Source organism: Roseibium sp. (genome assembly GCF_048261595.1).
Lineage (GTDB): Bacteria > Pseudomonadota > Alphaproteobacteria > Rhizobiales > Stappiaceae > Roseibium.
Genome location: NZ_JBLXFW010000003.1, coordinates 100,945 through 115,291, shown reverse-complemented (window position 1 = coordinate 115,291; position 14,347 = coordinate 100,945). Strand labels below are relative to the sequence as shown.

General features: G+C 59.8%; 15 protein-coding genes. 11 read left to right on the top strand and 4 right to left on the bottom strand.

All coding sequences use genetic code 11. From position 1 onward, the window contains the following. Positions 1-99 precede the first annotated feature (99 nt). From ACN0SY_RS11625 to ACN0SY_RS11605, 5 genes are all read left to right on the top strand, one after another. Positions 100-327 carry a hypothetical protein gene (locus ACN0SY_RS11625; RefSeq protein WP_417687302.1) on the top strand — a complete coding sequence of 76 codons (228 nt, stop codon included), beginning with the start codon at positions 100-102 and terminating at the stop codon, positions 325-327. Positions 328-477: 150 nt separating this feature from the next. Beyond that, entirely contained in the window at positions 478-1,311 is an 834-nt protein-coding gene (trpA, locus tag ACN0SY_RS11620; RefSeq protein WP_417687301.1) for a tryptophan synthase subunit alpha, read from the top strand. A 68-nt stretch (positions 1,312-1,379) separates the two neighbouring features. After that, positions 1,380-2,309 carry an acetyl-CoA carboxylase, carboxyltransferase subunit beta gene (gene accD / locus ACN0SY_RS11615; RefSeq protein ID WP_417687300.1) on the top strand — a complete coding sequence of 310 codons (930 nt, stop codon included), beginning with the start codon at positions 1,380-1,382 and terminating at the stop codon, positions 2,307-2,309. 127 nt (positions 2,310-2,436) lie between these two features. After that, positions 2,437-3,753, top strand: coding sequence for a bifunctional folylpolyglutamate synthase/dihydrofolate synthase (locus ACN0SY_RS11610; RefSeq protein WP_417687299.1), 1,317 nt, complete (start codon positions 2,437-2,439; stop codon positions 3,751-3,753). Between the two features lie 38 nt (positions 3,754-3,791). Then, on the top strand, positions 3,792-5,051 hold the full coding sequence (locus ACN0SY_RS11605) for a hypothetical protein (protein WP_417687298.1): 1,260 nt from the start codon (positions 3,792-3,794) through the stop codon (positions 5,049-5,051). A gap of 6 nt (positions 5,052-5,057) precedes the next feature. Here the strand turns inward: ACN0SY_RS11605 and ACN0SY_RS11600 are convergent, their stop codons facing one another. Both ACN0SY_RS11600 and ACN0SY_RS11595 read right to left on the bottom strand, forming a co-directional pair. Further along, entirely contained in the window at positions 5,058-5,969 is a 912-nt protein-coding gene (locus tag ACN0SY_RS11600) for a methylated-DNA--[protein]-cysteine S-methyltransferase (protein ID WP_417687297.1), read from the bottom strand. Between the two features lie 80 nt (positions 5,970-6,049). Further along, a complete protein-coding gene (locus ACN0SY_RS11595) occupies positions 6,050-6,508 on the bottom strand; it encodes an Lrp/AsnC family transcriptional regulator (RefSeq protein WP_417687296.1) in 459 nt (152 codons plus the stop codon). Between the two features lie 135 nt (positions 6,509-6,643). Here ACN0SY_RS11595 and rocF point away from each other — a divergent pair, with 135 nt between their 5' ends. From rocF to dgt, 3 genes are all read left to right on the top strand, one after another. Further along, entirely contained in the window at positions 6,644-7,579 is a 936-nt protein-coding gene (gene rocF / locus ACN0SY_RS11590) for an arginase (RefSeq protein ID WP_417687295.1), read from the top strand. Between the two features lie 13 nt (positions 7,580-7,592). Further along, a complete protein-coding gene (locus tag ACN0SY_RS11585; protein WP_417687294.1) occupies positions 7,593-8,678 on the top strand; it encodes an ornithine cyclodeaminase in 1,086 nt (361 codons plus the stop codon). A 127-nt stretch (positions 8,679-8,805) separates the two neighbouring features. Further along, a complete protein-coding gene (dgt, locus tag ACN0SY_RS11580; RefSeq protein ID WP_417687293.1) occupies positions 8,806-10,137 on the top strand; it encodes a dGTP triphosphohydrolase in 1,332 nt (443 codons plus the stop codon). 49 nt (positions 10,138-10,186) lie between these two features. On the opposite strand, the gene ACN0SY_RS11575 is transcribed toward dgt, so the two are convergent. After that, entirely contained in the window at positions 10,187-11,503 is a 1,317-nt protein-coding gene (locus ACN0SY_RS11575) for a ubiquitin-like protein (RefSeq protein WP_417687292.1), read from the bottom strand. Positions 11,504-11,619: 116 nt separating this feature from the next. After that, a complete protein-coding gene (gene pyrF, locus ACN0SY_RS11570) occupies positions 11,620-12,357 on the bottom strand; it encodes an orotidine-5'-phosphate decarboxylase (protein WP_417687291.1) in 738 nt (245 codons plus the stop codon). 229 nt (positions 12,358-12,586) lie between these two features. Here pyrF and hisB point away from each other — a divergent pair, with 229 nt between their 5' ends. The 3 genes from hisB to hisH are packed head-to-tail and all read left to right on the top strand — an operon-like array spanning position 12,587 to position 14,346. After that, positions 12,587-13,180 (top strand): imidazoleglycerol-phosphate dehydratase HisB, encoded by a 594-nt coding sequence (gene hisB / locus ACN0SY_RS11565; protein WP_417687290.1) that lies wholly within the window; start codon positions 12,587-12,589, stop codon positions 13,178-13,180. A 9-nt stretch (positions 13,181-13,189) separates the two neighbouring features. Next, positions 13,190-13,696, top strand: coding sequence for a DUF2628 domain-containing protein (locus ACN0SY_RS11560; RefSeq protein ID WP_417687289.1), 507 nt, complete (start codon positions 13,190-13,192; stop codon positions 13,694-13,696). Then, positions 13,693-14,346: an imidazole glycerol phosphate synthase subunit HisH gene (gene hisH, locus ACN0SY_RS11555; protein ID WP_417687288.1), complete on the top strand. Its 654-nt coding sequence runs from the start codon at positions 13,693-13,695 to the stop codon at positions 14,344-14,346. Before ACN0SY_RS11560 ends, hisH begins: the two co-directional genes overlap by 4 nt. Position 14,347 lies beyond the last annotated feature (1 nt).

Here is a 14,347-nt window from a genome sequence, read left to right as displayed (position 1 = left end):
AAGATCGTGAGCAGTCCTATTATCTAGGCAGATTTCAAGAGCAGCTGCGCCCCGGTGGTCGGGTCGACGCGCTGCGCAACCCGGAGAAAGGATAGTCCGATGGCTGCTTTCACTGCATTCGCTTCCCCCCTCGAAGGTCTCTCCAGCGCCCTGTCGGCTGCAGGTCAGCGGTTCCTGGCCGTCTGCGAGGAATTCGGCAAGGCTCGTGCCGCCAAGGCTCTTTACGCGGAACTCGCCTGCATGACCGACGAAGAGCTCTCCGAGCTTGGCATGAAGCGCGACGAGATCTCCCGCACGGTCTACGCAAAGGTCTACGACCTGCGCTAACCAAGACCCGGGCTTTCGCAGGATACGGCCACAAATTCATGGCCGCGAGGGCCAAGGCGGATTGACACGGGGTTGCCCTGCCCCCTACATCCAAGCGGAACTGAAACGCCGGTTGCCCCGGCGTTTCCAGCTGAGCAGGGTAGGATGAGAATGACGGACACGCGTATTGATCGCCGCTTCAAGGCTTGTGCGGAGCAAAACCGCCCGGCTCTGGTGACCTTCATCACCGCTGGCGATCCGGACCTCGAGACGTCCAAGGCGGTCCTCAAGGCGATGCCTGCAGCCGGAGCCGATGTGATCGAGCTCGGCATGCCATTCTCGGATCCGATGGCCGAGGGCATTCCTATCCAGCTATCGACCCAGCGCGCCCTGAAAGCCGGCCAGACCATGGACAAGACGCTCCAGATGGTGCGTGAATTCCGTGAAGACGATCAGGATACCCCGATCATCCTGATGGGCTACTACAATCCCATCTATGTACGCGACCCCAAGAAATTCGTCACAGAGGCCAAGGAAGCCGGCGTCGACGGACTGATCGTTGTCGACATTCCGCCCGAGGCCGACGATGAGCTCTGCATTCCCGCACTTGAGGCGGGTCTCAACTTCATTCGCCTTGCGACCCCGACGACCGACGACAAGCGTCTTCCGGCCGTGCTCGCCAATACCTCCGGTTTCGTGTACTACGTGTCGGTAACGGGCATCACCGGTTCCGGCGCGCTGAATGCGACCAACGTTGCCACTGCAGTGCAGCGTATCAAGGGTCACACCGATCTGCCCGTGGCGGTCGGCTTCGGCGTAAAGACCGCTGCAGACGCAGAAGCCATCGGTAAGGATGCCGACGGTGTAGTTGTCGGCTCGGTACTCGTGAACGCAATTCGTGACAGCCTTGATGATGCCGGAAAGGCAACGGATAAGACCGTATCGGCAGTCACCGACCTGATTGCATCCCTTGCTGGCGGCGCGGCGCGCGCGCGCGGCGCATGATGAACCAGGGTCAGGCCGGATTTGTCCGGGCTGACCGAGTATTTGTGTAAAAGAACGGACACGCTCTCGTGAACTGGATCAACTCCCTCGTCCGGCCGAAAATCCGCGATCTTCTGAAGAAGCGCGAAGTGCCGGAGAACCTCTGGATCAAATGCCCGGAAACCGGCGAGATGGTGTTCCATCGCGATCTGGAGGCAAATCTCTGGGTCGTACCGAACTCGGGTCACCACATGCGCATGCCGGCAAAGCAGCGCCTTGTGAGTTTCTTCGACGGCGGCAGCTTTGAGCGGATAACGACACCCGAGGTGCATGCGGATCCTCTGAAGTTCCGGGACACCAAGAAATATGTCGACCGTCTGAAGGAGTACCGGGCCAAGACCGGCGAAACCGATGCGGTTCATATTGCCCGGGGCAAGGTCAATGGGGCGCCGATGACTGCTGCGGTGCAGGATTTTGCCTTCATGGGCGGTTCGCTCGGCATGGCGGCAGGCGAAGCCATCCTGACCGGAATGCAGGCCGCTATCGCTCACAAGACCCCTTTCGTGCTTTTCGCGGCTTCCGGCGGTGCACGCATGCAGGAAGGCATTCTGTCGCTCATGCAGATGCCGCGCACGACCGTAGGCATCCAGATGCTGCGCGAAGCGGGCCTGCCCTACATCGTGGTCCTGACCAATCCGACAACCGGTGGCGTTTCCGCATCCTACGCGATGCTGGGTGATGTCCATATCGCCGAACCGGGCGCCCAGATCGGTTTTGCAGGCCGCCGGGTGATCGAGCAGACGATCCGCGAGAAACTGCCGGAAGGCTTCCAGAGCGCGGAGTATCTGTTGGAGCACGGCATGGTCGACATGGTGGTCAATCGCCATGATCTGAAGAATACCATCTCCCGTATCTGCGGCATCCTGATGAAGCGCGAGGTCGAGATCCCCGCTCTTACCGATCAGCGGGAAGCCGGCAAGACTAGCAACCAGGCGGTCTCCCAAAGCGAAACTGCCTGAGGTTTCAAGCGAACGGCGTGACAGTCGGACATTGCTGCCGTCTGTCACGTAAACACTTCATGGGCCTTGGCCCATCAGCCGGAGCCACCGGCCGCGGACCCGCTGCCAGATGATCGGCGAGGACCTCTTGGATCAGATTACCGCCATTCTTGACCGCCTTCTGGCTCTCCACCCCAAGGAAATCGATCTTTCCCTGGGCCGGATGGAGCGTCTGCTTTCTGCGCTGGGCAATCCGGAGCGGAAGCTCCCGCCGGTGATCCATGTGGCCGGCACCAACGGCAAGGGGTCTGTGACCGCGACCATGCGGGCGATCCTGGAAGCGGCTGGCCGGCGATGCCACGTTTACACGTCCCCTCATCTGGTCTCTTTCAACGAACGCATCCGCCTCGGCGAAGACGGCTCCTTCGTCTCCGATCCAAAGCTGTTCGACGCGCTGTATCGCTGCGAAGAGGCAAACCAGGGACAGGAGATCACTTTTTTCGAGATAACCACCGCTGCCGCGATCCTGTTGTTCTCTGAAAATCCTGCGGATGTGCTTCTCCTGGAAGTGGGACTGGGCGGACGACTGGATGCAACGAATGTGATCGACGCGCCTCTGGCGACCGTCATCACTCCGGTGTCGATGGATCACGAGAAGTTCCTGGGTGAGGACCTTGCTGCAATTGCCGGCGAGAAGGCCGGGATCATCAAGCGTGGTCGTCCCGTCGTCGTGGCCCCGCAGGTAGATGAGGCAATGCGCGTGATCGAGCGTCAGGCCGCACGCATGAAGGCCCCGATCTTCCGGTTCGGTGAGGAGTTCAGCTCCGGGGAGGATCAGGGCCGTATGGCGTTTCAGGATGAGGAAGGCCTCTATGATCTGCCTTTGCCATCCCTGATCGGACGTCACCAGTTCATCAATGCCGGGATCGCGATCGCAACCCTGAAAGCTGCAGGCCTTTGGCCCGGGGAAGAGGCAGCTGCAGCGGGACTGCGGGCAATCAACTGGCCGGGTCGTCTGCAACCCCTGACCCATGGTCCGCTTGTCGAGCTGTGTCCGGAAGGTGCCGAAGTCTGGCTGGACGGCGGCCACAATCCAGGCGCCGGAGTTTCCATAGCCGCGTTCATGGGGGAGCAGGAGGAACGGATTTCCCGGCCGCTTTACATGATTTCCGGGATGCTTACGACCAAGGACCCGATCGGCTTCTATCGTCCCTTTGAGGGTCTTGCGCGGAAGGTCCTCACGGTTCCGATATCGAATACGGCAACGGCGCGTGAGCCATCGGAGCTGGCGGAGTTCGCCCGCTCTGCAGGTCTTGATTCCGTTGCCTGCGATACGGTGGCCGATGCAATCGCTTGCATTGTCGAGGCCGCACGGGGTGACGGTGAGCCTCCACGCATTCTCATCTGCGGCTCGCTATACCTTGCCGGCGAAGTTCTGGCTGCAAACGGAATGCCGCCCAGATAGGATCGGCGCACCAAATCCAAGCATCAAGAGGAACCGGCATGAAAACACAGCAACTACGGGTGCTTTCCGGTTTCGTGCTGTTCGCCCTTTTTGCTTTTCCGTCAAACCTCGTGGCATTCACCGATGCTTTCGAAGCGCCGCCGGAGCAGCAGGCTTCAAGCATCCTTGAGGGAGCGGATACCGGGCCGGGCTATCTTGTGCTCTCCCCCGTGCGCGGTGACGGGTTTTTACGTGTCTATGATGTTCAGACAGAGCTTGGGGTAGAGCGCATATCGGGTGACGGCCTGTTGAAGCTGCGGCTGCACGAACTCAAGGTCCTTTCCGCCTTGCGGCAACTGGAGACCGAGCAGAGCTTTCTGGATGGTTTGAAGGAGGCGGCCAAGCGTCCTGTCGGTTTCGTTGAAAGCACGGTTACAGATCCGGTCGGTACCGCGAAGAACACCCTGACGGGCGTCGGGCGCATGTTTGGCCGCATCGGCAAGGGGGTTGAGCAAGCGGTGACCGGAGAAGCGGGATCGCCCGCCGAGCTGGCCAAGGCCATTACGGGCCAGGCGCGTGCAAAGCGCGAACTTGCGGTGAAACTCGGCGTTGATCCCTACACGACCTATCGCCCTCTCGGTGAAGCGCTCGACAAGGCGGCAAGCGTCTCGACTGCCGGGAGCCTTTCAGTCGGTGCCCTGTTGGCACTTGTTCCCGGTGGGGCGATTTCGCAGGTTGCCGGGACTGCAGAATCCCTTCGCACCTCGCTTATCGACAGTACGCGAAGCGAACTCGAAGAGAGAACCGCGTCCGTTCTGCGTCGGAACCGGATTCCGGAACCGAGCATCAGCCGTTTGTTGGCCAATGCCTATTTCACTCCGGCGGAGCGCGCCGTTGTCGCCTATCAGACAGAGGCTTTTTCCAACGTTGAGGGTATCGACCTGCTTGTTGGCCGTGCAGCCGAAGCAGGGAGCCGCGACGAGGCCTATTTCCAGCTTCGGCGTATCGTCCTGACGCGGTTCTATGACGAGAAGATTGCAGGCCTCGCCAGCATCCGGATGGTTGCCGGTTTCCCGATCGCCCTGCGCCGGGATGGAATTGCGGCAGTTGTGATGCCGCTCGATCAGGTTGCCTGGACGCAGGAAACCGCGACGGCTTTTTCAAGCTTGAACGAAGGTTTTGGATCCCTGCCGTTTCCGCCAACATCGGTGGACTTTGTCATGACCGGCGATATCACGGATCTTGCGGCAGAACGGATTGCCTCCATGGGCTGGGGGATCACCTCCAATATGCCGATGCCGGATGGTCCGGTATTCTAATGCAGGTCAGACCGCTTCGAGAACCGGGCTGCTGATACCTGTCTCCCAACCGAGGATCGCCCGTTTGCGGGTCAGGCCCCAGTGATATCCGCAAAGGGTGCCGTTTCGCCCGAGGACCCGGTGACATGGGACGACGAAGGATATCGGATTGCGGCCCACTGCCGTCCCCACAGCCCGCGAGGCCGAAGGCTTACCGAGCTTGCGCGCAATGTCCGAATAGGTCGTCGCCTTGCCCATCGGGATCTTTAAAAGGGTCTGCCAGACCCGGATTTCAAAGTCCGTCCCGATCAGAATGACGTTGAGCGGTTTGCCGTCCTGCCATTCAGCCGGATCGAACACCCGAGAGGCATAGGGAGCGGTCAGGGCCGCATTTTCTTCAAATTGTGCTGCGGGCCAGCGGCTGCACATGTCCTTTAGCGCCGACGCTTCTTCGCCCGGATCCGCAAAGGCGAGGCCAGCCAGCCCCTTGTCGGTGACCATCAGCAGCACCTGACCGAAGGGGCAAGGGTGAAAGCCATAGGAAACCGTCAGGCCTTCGCCGCGATTTCGGTAAGCCCCTGGTGTCATGGCTTCGTGGGACACGAACAAATCATGCAAGCGTCCGGAGCCTGACAGGCCGACTTCGTAGCTCGCGTCCAGAACGCTGGCCGCATCGCGCAGGAGAGCTTTGGCGTGATCGAGGGTGATCGCCTGGACAAACTGCTTCGGAGTCAGTCCGCACCAGCGAGAAAACACCCTCTGCAGCTGGATCGGTTGAAGCCCGACCTCTTTGGCAAGATCCTCCAGTCGCGGCTGATCGCGCCAGCTCAGCGTAATCCGCTCCAGGGTCTGGCGAACGACGCCGTAGTCCCTCTCCGCTTCCGCCCCGAGAGAGACAGGCCTGGGTTCACCGGTGAGCGAAAAGGGCAGTGAAGTCATCGGTCGATATCCTGCGGTCGAATTGCTTGGCTCAAATCTAGAACCAGCCAAGGCCACCCGCCACCCGCTTTGCGAGCGTTCTAACTCTTTCGGGCAAATTCCGAGGCCGCGACGGCCGGACCCTTTCGGGTGGAAAGGAGCAGGTTTGTCTCCGATCCCGCGATGCCTTCGATCAGGCGAATCCGGTTAAGCGCTTCGTCAAAGGCGGCCAGATCCCGTGTCGCGATTTCCAGAACAAGGTCCCATTTGCCGTTGGTGGTGTGAATCGCACGCACTTCCGTCATTGCGGTTAGCGTCCGGGCGACCGGTTCGGTACTGCGCCCGGCGATCTCGATCAGCGTGATGGCACGGATCGGCAGGTCACGCCAATCGTCACGCAGCACAGCGGCGTATCCGAGGATTTCACCCGATGCCTCCAGCTTTTCCATGCGGGCGCGGACGGTTGCACGTGAAACCTTCAGATCAGCCGCAAGGTCGGAGACCGAGCGCCGCCCGTCAGAGCGCAGGCAGGTAATAAGTCGCAGATCAAGATCGTCCATGGTGTCTATCATATTGGCAAAGAAAAGTAGCCAATATGGTAAGTTTGATTACGCATTTTAGCAAGTCATTGGATTTACTCCGCCATTGGCGGGTGGGATCCTGTGTCTGATTGGATATCAGACGAGGAGCCGCATTTGTCCGTGCAAGACATCACATTGATCGGAGTTCCGCTTGAGGCCGGGGCAGGCCGCCGGGGCTGCATCATGGGGCCGGATGCCTTTCGAACTGCGGGTTTGTCGGAAGCCTTGGGCGAACTTGGTCATTCCGTACGCGATGTGGGCAACATCCAGCCCGAGCAGGTTTCGCTTCCGGAGACACCTGGTGTGGTGCTGAAAAACCTCGACGCTATTGCCGGCTGGACGCGTGCGCTTCACGGACGTGCGCTTGAGCTTGGGCTGCGGGAAACCCTGCCGATCTATATGGGTGGCGATCACGCTCTGGCCGCCGGAACGGTAACGGGCCATGCCGCGGCAGCGAATGAGCTCGGACGTCCCCTGTTCGTGCTCTGGCTGGATGCGCATACGGATTTCAACACGCTCGACTCGACCAGGAGCGGCAATCTCCATGGAACGCCGCTTGCCTTTGCCTGTGGCCTGCCCGGTTTTGAGAGCTATCTCGGGCACCCCTTGAACGCGCCTGTCGACCCGGGGAATGTCGAGATTCTTGGCGTTCGCTCCATCGACCGGCAGGAAAGCGAGCTGCTCCTCGAATATGGCGTCAGTGTCAGCGATATGCGCCGGATCGATGAGATCGGGATCGCAGGGCTGCTTCGGCCATTCCTCGACCGTGTGGCGGAGGCGAATGGTCTTCTGCACGTGAGCCTCGATGTTGATTTCATAGACCCCGAAATCGCGCCCGCTGTCGGCACGACCGTTCCCGGCGGGGCAACCTTCCGTGAGGCTCATCTGGTCATGGAAATGCTTCATGACAGCGGCCTCGTTACTTCGCTCGATCTCGTCGAGCTCAACCCCTTCCTCGACGACCGTGGCCGAACGGCCCGGCTGATGGTTGATCTGACGTCTTCGCTGTTCGGCAAGCGCGTTTTCGACCGTCCAACAAGAAGCTTCTGACAAGGAGATCGCCATGAGCGCCAAGGTCACGACCCTCGCCCCGTCCGAAAAGGCCTATGTTCCCTTCGTCAGCGTCGATGACATGATGAAGAATGTTGCGGTCGTCGGCGTCGAGACCTTCATCAAGGGTCTTGCGGAGTATATCGAGGCCGACTTCCTGCGCTGGGAGAGCTTTGACAAGAAGCCGCGCATCCCGGCTCATGCGCCTCAAGGGGTCATCGAGCTGATGCCGACGAGCGACGGCAAGACCTTCGGGTTCAAGTACGTCAACGGCCATCCGGGCAATACCCGCGAAGGCTTGCAGACTGTTACCGGGTTCGGCGTTCTGTCCGACCTGACAACCGGCTATCCGCTGCTTTTTACCGAGATGACGATCCTGACCGCCCTGCGGACCGCAGCCACGTCCGCGCTCGCAGGCAAGTATCTTGCCCCGAAGAACGCCAGGACCATGGCCGTCATCGGCAACGGCGCCCAGTCGGATTTCCAGTGCCTCGGTTTCAAGGCGCTTGTCGGGATAAGTGAAATCCGTGCCTATGACATCGACCCGGAAGCAAGTCAGAGGCTTGCGCGCAACCTCGCCAGTTCGGGTCTGAATGTGACGATCTGCAAATCGCCTGAAGCGGCCATCGAGGGTGCCGAGATCATCACGACCGTGACCGCAGACAAGAAGAGTGCCACGATCCTGACCGACAACATGGTTGGCTCCGGTGTCCACATCAACGCTGTTGGCGGTGACTGCCCCGGCAAGACCGAGCTGCACAGGGATATTCTTCTTCGCTCCGATATCTTCGTCGAGTTTCCCGAGCAGACCCGCATCGAAGGTGAGTTGCAGCAGTTGCCGCAAGATCACCAGGTCACCGAGCTGTGGCAGGTCTATTCCGGAAAGGCAAAGGGCCGGACGTCTGACGGCCAGATCACGCTGTTCGACAGTGTCGGCTTTGCAATCGAGGACTTCGCCGCCCTGCGCTTTCTGCACGACCTGTTGCCGCGCACCGGGCATTTCGTGAAGCTCGATCTGCTGGCAGATCCGGATGATCCGCGCGATCTCTACGGCATGGTGCTGCGGTCCCAAGGCACCGGAAAAGGGGCTGCTGCCTGATCGTGCTTCCGGCCGGAGTCGGCCGGTAACTGCCTCGACCCGATTGCCCTGCCCGTGTATGGATGAAGCCGCCGTGGCCGTAACTACCGGTTCGGCGGTTTTGTCGTCAGTTGCCAGGGAGATAGGCGTGGACTGGTCCAGGCTGTTGGATGAAGGGCTTTTGAGCCAACCGGATTTCACAAAGCGGGCAAACCGGCCGTCCTATTTGCAGGATGCGGACCGGATCACCTTCTCCGCACCGTTCCGAAGGCTTGCGAACAAGACCCAGGTCCACCCCCTTTATGAGAACGACCATCTCCATCATCGCCTGATCCATAGCCTCGAGACCAGCAGTGTCGGACGTTCCCTCGGCGTCGAGGTTGGCGAGTGGCTGGAGCGCGAAGGGCATATTCCCGCCGGTGACCGCCATGTTGTTTCCGGCATCGTTTCTGCCGCCTGTCTCGCCCATGACATCGGCAATCCACCCTTCGGTCATTCCGGCGAAGCTGCCATCGGCCAGTGGTTCGAGGCGCGCTTCGCAGAGGGCACGTCGCTTTTCGCGGATGTTGATCCGGAACTTCGGGACGAATTCATCGAGTTCGAGGGCAATGCGCAGGGTTTCCGGATCCTGACGCGGCTTGAGATGTATCGCAACGACGGTGGCATGCGCCTGTCGCGAGGCGTTCTGGGCGCCTTTACCAAATACCCGGTGACGGCAGCGGTGAAAAACCGGATGAACGACCGCTATTGCGGCTTGAAGAAATTCGGCGTCTTCGCGAGCGAACTGAAGCAGTTCGAGGAAGTGGCCGCCGCCGTCGATCTGCCGCAGGTCGTTCAAGAGAAGGGAACGTGGTGGCGCCGCCACCCGCTGGTGTTCCTCGTCGAGGCCGCGGACGACATCTGCTACAACATTCTGGATCTTGAGGACGCATATACGTCGGGCGATTTTTCCGCCGAAACGGTGATCGGCCATCTGGAACCGATCACGGGCAAGTCCAACCAGGATCTCTCCCATATGGCCGACCAGGATCGTATCGCCTATGCGCGGGCCCGCGGCATCGGCATTGCAATCAACGCCTGTGTCGAGGCCTTCAAGGACAACTATGATGCCATCATGGATGGCACCTTCTCCGATGCTCTGATTGATGTTTCGAGCAAGGCGGATGAGTTCAGGGCGATCAAGACCCTGGCCAAGGAACGACTGTTCACCTCGCCGCGCAAGACCGAACTGGAAGTTCAGGGCCGCAATGTGGTGCACCGGGTGCTGGACGGCGTGTCAGGCGTCTATGTGAAGCTCCAGGCAGTGAATTGGAACCCGGAAGATCTGGATTCCTATTATCGTCAGCTGATCAAGGCGTGCGGCGTCGACATCCGGGATGTCGACAGCTCCTATACCGCTCTCCACTCCCTCGCGGACTATGTCTCCGGCATGACCGATCGCTATGCGGTCAAGGTCGCGCGGATGCTGTCCGGAACGTGAGGATTTGAGTCCGTTCCCTTCAAGTTCGTCTGGCTGATCGCCGTGGACTTCAGAATTGGCGCGCGAACTTCAATTTTGAAGACGTGCGTTCCAGTCCTCCGACAAACTCATAGGAAACCTTTGCTGCGAGCAATCCGGCGCCATTGGCAAAGGCGTGGTTGACGCCAAAGCTGGCACCTGCGCCGCAATCTGAACTGCCCGCCCCTTCATGCACGGCTTCACAGATTGCCCGCGGTGCAAAGAAAGCATATTGCCCGTTGCGGTGACCCGTACTCTGAAACCAGGGAAAGCTGAACCGGACTTCGGGTTCGAATTCCAGGCGGGTCAAAGTCACGCCGCTCAGCTCTACCGCTCCAGAAGTACTATCGCTAAAGACTTCAAACGGGATTTTGTCCAGATCAGATATGCCGGTGGAAATCGACAGCTGCGGCAAAATGCTAGCCTGAGCGCTTTCGTAGCGGCCGCTTAGCGAAGCACCTGCCAGAAATCGGGCATTGAAAGTGTCGCTGGATGATGACAGGGCCGTGCTTCGCAGGTCGAACCTATTGTAGTCGAACCCGAAAGTGCCGAAAGCCCCCAGTGTAATAGTGTTGCTGAGTTTGGTGACGGCGTATGCCCCCAAAGCGGAGCCGATGCGTGAAGCGTTGCCGTTGAAAACGTCATCTATATGAGATTGCGTTCCATCGACTGTTACAAACAGTGCCAAGGCGGTGTCATTCGATAGCGCGCGCTCAACCCCGGCGTTCACATCGAACCGGCCGGAGATCGTGCCCTGCGAGTCGCCCGCGATTTCGAAATTTCCACTGTAGAATTGACGGAAACCGCCGTCTTCCTGTCCGCCGAAGAAGTTGGCAAAGGCGTTTACAGGCCCGGCTTCATGGCGGGAAACAAAGCTGTTGAGATGAAGGGCGGGCTGCGAGGCGCTCGAGCCCCTCAGAAGTCGCTCGGAGGCGGTGGAGAGAATTTTGCTCGCCGCCGCTATCTGCATGCGAAGATCGGACGTTATGTGAGCCCTGATGACTGATTTGAGCTGTTCTTTTTGACCGTTAATGCCGATGTCTGGCGCAGATGTGGCGATTGTAAGAACGAGCGTATCTTCTTTTTGAATACTATAGTCTGAAAGCGTGTACCCTTCTTGCAGGACCTGGCTTGCGAAGCTCAGTTGCTGCTGCGACGGAGGCGTACCTTCCTTGTCCTGAATCTTGGCCTTCACATTTTCAATTGTGTCATTGCCCTCGACATCAAGCGTGATCAACTTGCCGGGCGGGACATTGACGAAAAGCTGAAAAGCCGCTGTAGGGGCTGCCATCAAGAGAAAAAGAAAGATGGCAGCGAGAGCTCTTTGGAGCCGCTTTGAAATTCTCATAAAATTCGTAAACCTAGGAAAATCATATAGATCGGAGTGTTCTGCAGCACCTGCATAGCGCAAGTTCAAGCCTGAAGAAAGCCAGGCATGTTGAGGTCAAAAGATAACAGGAGCGCTCAGATCGCCGCTTCAATTTCCGCAAGGATGGCTTCAGCTGCTGCGCGCGGATCGGCGGCTTTCGAGATCGGACGACCGATAACGAGGTAGTCGCTTCCGGCGCGGATGGCATCGCCCGGCGTCATGATGCGCTTCTGGTCGCCGGCGTCGCTGCCTGCCGGGCGGATGCCAGGGGTGACCATGACCATCTCGCTGCCGAGGATCGGACGCATGGCCGCAGCTTCCTGGGGGGAGCAGACGATGCCACCCATTCCGGCAAGTCTTGCGTCTTCCGCACGTTTTGCCACCAGTTCGGCCACCCGGCCGCGATAGCCGGCAGCCTGCAGGTCGTCGTCGTCCATCGAGGTCAGCACCGTGACGCCAAGAAGGCAGAGATCCGAAACACCGTCTTCCTGAAGCGCCCGCACCGCCGCGCGCATGGTCTTCGGATAGGCATGCAGCGTCATGAAGCGAACGCCCATCTTCGCAACATTCCGGACGGCACTGAAGATGGTGTTGTCGATGTCGTGCAGTTTCACGTCCAGAAAGATCTTGTGACCTTCTGAGGCCAACAGCCGAGCCAACTCCAGCCCGCCCGCGAATTGCAGCTCCATGCCAATCTTGTAGACACCAACCACGCCCTCGGTTTTCTTGACCAGGGTGCGCGCTTCCTCGACGGTCGGAACGTCCAGCGGAAGCATCAGCCGGTCAACGGCGGACGTCGGTGCGAAGGGGCTTGGGACAAGGGTCGTGGACATGGGCAGCCTCCATGATCGGCGCGGCGCTCGCGCTGGGTCAGGTCATCGGTCGGACGAATTTGGCCTTCCTACCATCGTCAAGGAGCGTCGACCAGCGGCAATCGAACGCACGAGTCCCTGATTTTCCTTGAGTTCCAATCGGTCGATAAGTGTTCCCATGTCCGGTAGGGCCTGCTAAAACGACGCCGTTTCGCCGGGAAACATCCCGGCCTTCTCGGAAGGATCAGAGATGCGCACAGCGAAGATCTCGCGCGACACCAAGGAAACCCGCATTTCCGTTGAAATCAATCTCGATGGCACGGGCGCTTATGACGTAGCGACCGGCGTCGGATTTTTCGACCATATGCTGGAGCAGCTTGCGCGACATTCGCTGATCGACATCACCGCTCGTGCGGAGGGCGACACCCATATCGACTTTCACCACACGGTCGAGGACACAGGCATCGCGCTCGGCCAGGCGATCCGTCAGGCGCTGGGCGACATGGCGGGCATTACCCGCTATGCCGACACCCACCTTGCCATGGACGAAGCGCTGACCCGTTGCGCGCTGGATGTCTCGGGACGTCCGTTCCTGGTCTGGGACGTGACCTTCGATCGCGACAAGGTCGGCGACTTTGACACGGAACTCTTCGAGGAGTTCTTCCGGGCTTTTGCAATGAACGCCGGGATCACGCTCCATATCGCCAATCTCTACGGATCCAATTGCCATCATATCGCCGAGACGTGTTTCAAGGCGGTGGCACGGACCCTGAGAAAGGCGATCGAGATTGACCCGCGTCAGGCAAACCGCATTCCGACCACCAAGGGCCAGCTCGGCGGCTGAGGACGGCACATGAGCACCTACTATGTTATGGCGCCGCCGGACCTGAAGGATCCGGTGGCAAGTCCCCATGAGGCGGACCGTCTGCTGTTTATCGCAGACAAGTTCTCCTGGGGTGCTTGCGTCATCACTCTTGTCTGGCTGGCCTGGAACCGCATGTGGCTGATTCTTTTGGCCTATCTGGCTGCTACGCTGAGTCTCGAGCTGGCCGCCGCCCTTGCCGGTGGCGCAGCGCCAGCTGTTGCGGCCCTGGCCGTTTCGATCATCTTCGGTTTCGAAGGCAATGGCCTTCGCCGTTGGACGCTCGAGCGCAAGGGTTGGCGCCTGATGGGCCTGGCGTGCGGCTCCGACCAGACGGAAGCAGAACTCCGCTTTTTCCAGGGACTTCAGGCCAAGGCAACCGGCATGTCGGCGGCCTCACAGCCTCCGGCCCCCATCGTGCGCGCTTCCAAGATCATTCCGCGCATTGGAACTGAAACTGTTGTTGGCCTGACATTGGGCCAGGAGACGAACCGATGAGCATCGTTATCATCGACTATGGATCGGGCAACCTGCGCTCGGCCGCAAAGGCCTTTGAACGCGCGGCGCGCGATCATGCCAGGATGCCGGATGTGCTGGTCAGTGCCGATCCTGATCAGGTGCTGAAGGCAGACCGGGTTGTGCTGCCGGGTGTGGGTGCTTTCGCCGACTGCAAGCGCGGGCTCTATGCTGTCGACGGCATGGCCGAGGCCTTGGAAGAGGCCGTTCGGGTAAAGGCCCGGCCTTTCATGGGCATTTGCGTTGGCATGCAGCTGATGGCGAGCCGGGGCCTCGAATTCGAAACAGTTGAGGGTCTTGGCTGGATCGACGGCGACGTATCCGAAATGAAGCCGTCTGACCCGACGCTGAAAATCCCGCACATGGGCTGGAATACCATCGACGTGCGCGAAGGCGGCCATCCGGTGCTGAAGGATCTCGACACCGGACCGGACGGCCTGCACGCTTATTTCGTCCATTCCTACCACTTCGCGACAGCGCGCGAGGAGGATCGTCTCGCCACCTTCGACTATTCCGGCACCTTCACCGCCATGGTGGCGCGGGACAACATGGTCGGAACCCAGTTTCACCCGGAAAAGAGCCAGCGGCTCGGTCTCGGCCTCATCGCCAATTTCCTGGACTGGACGCCGTAAA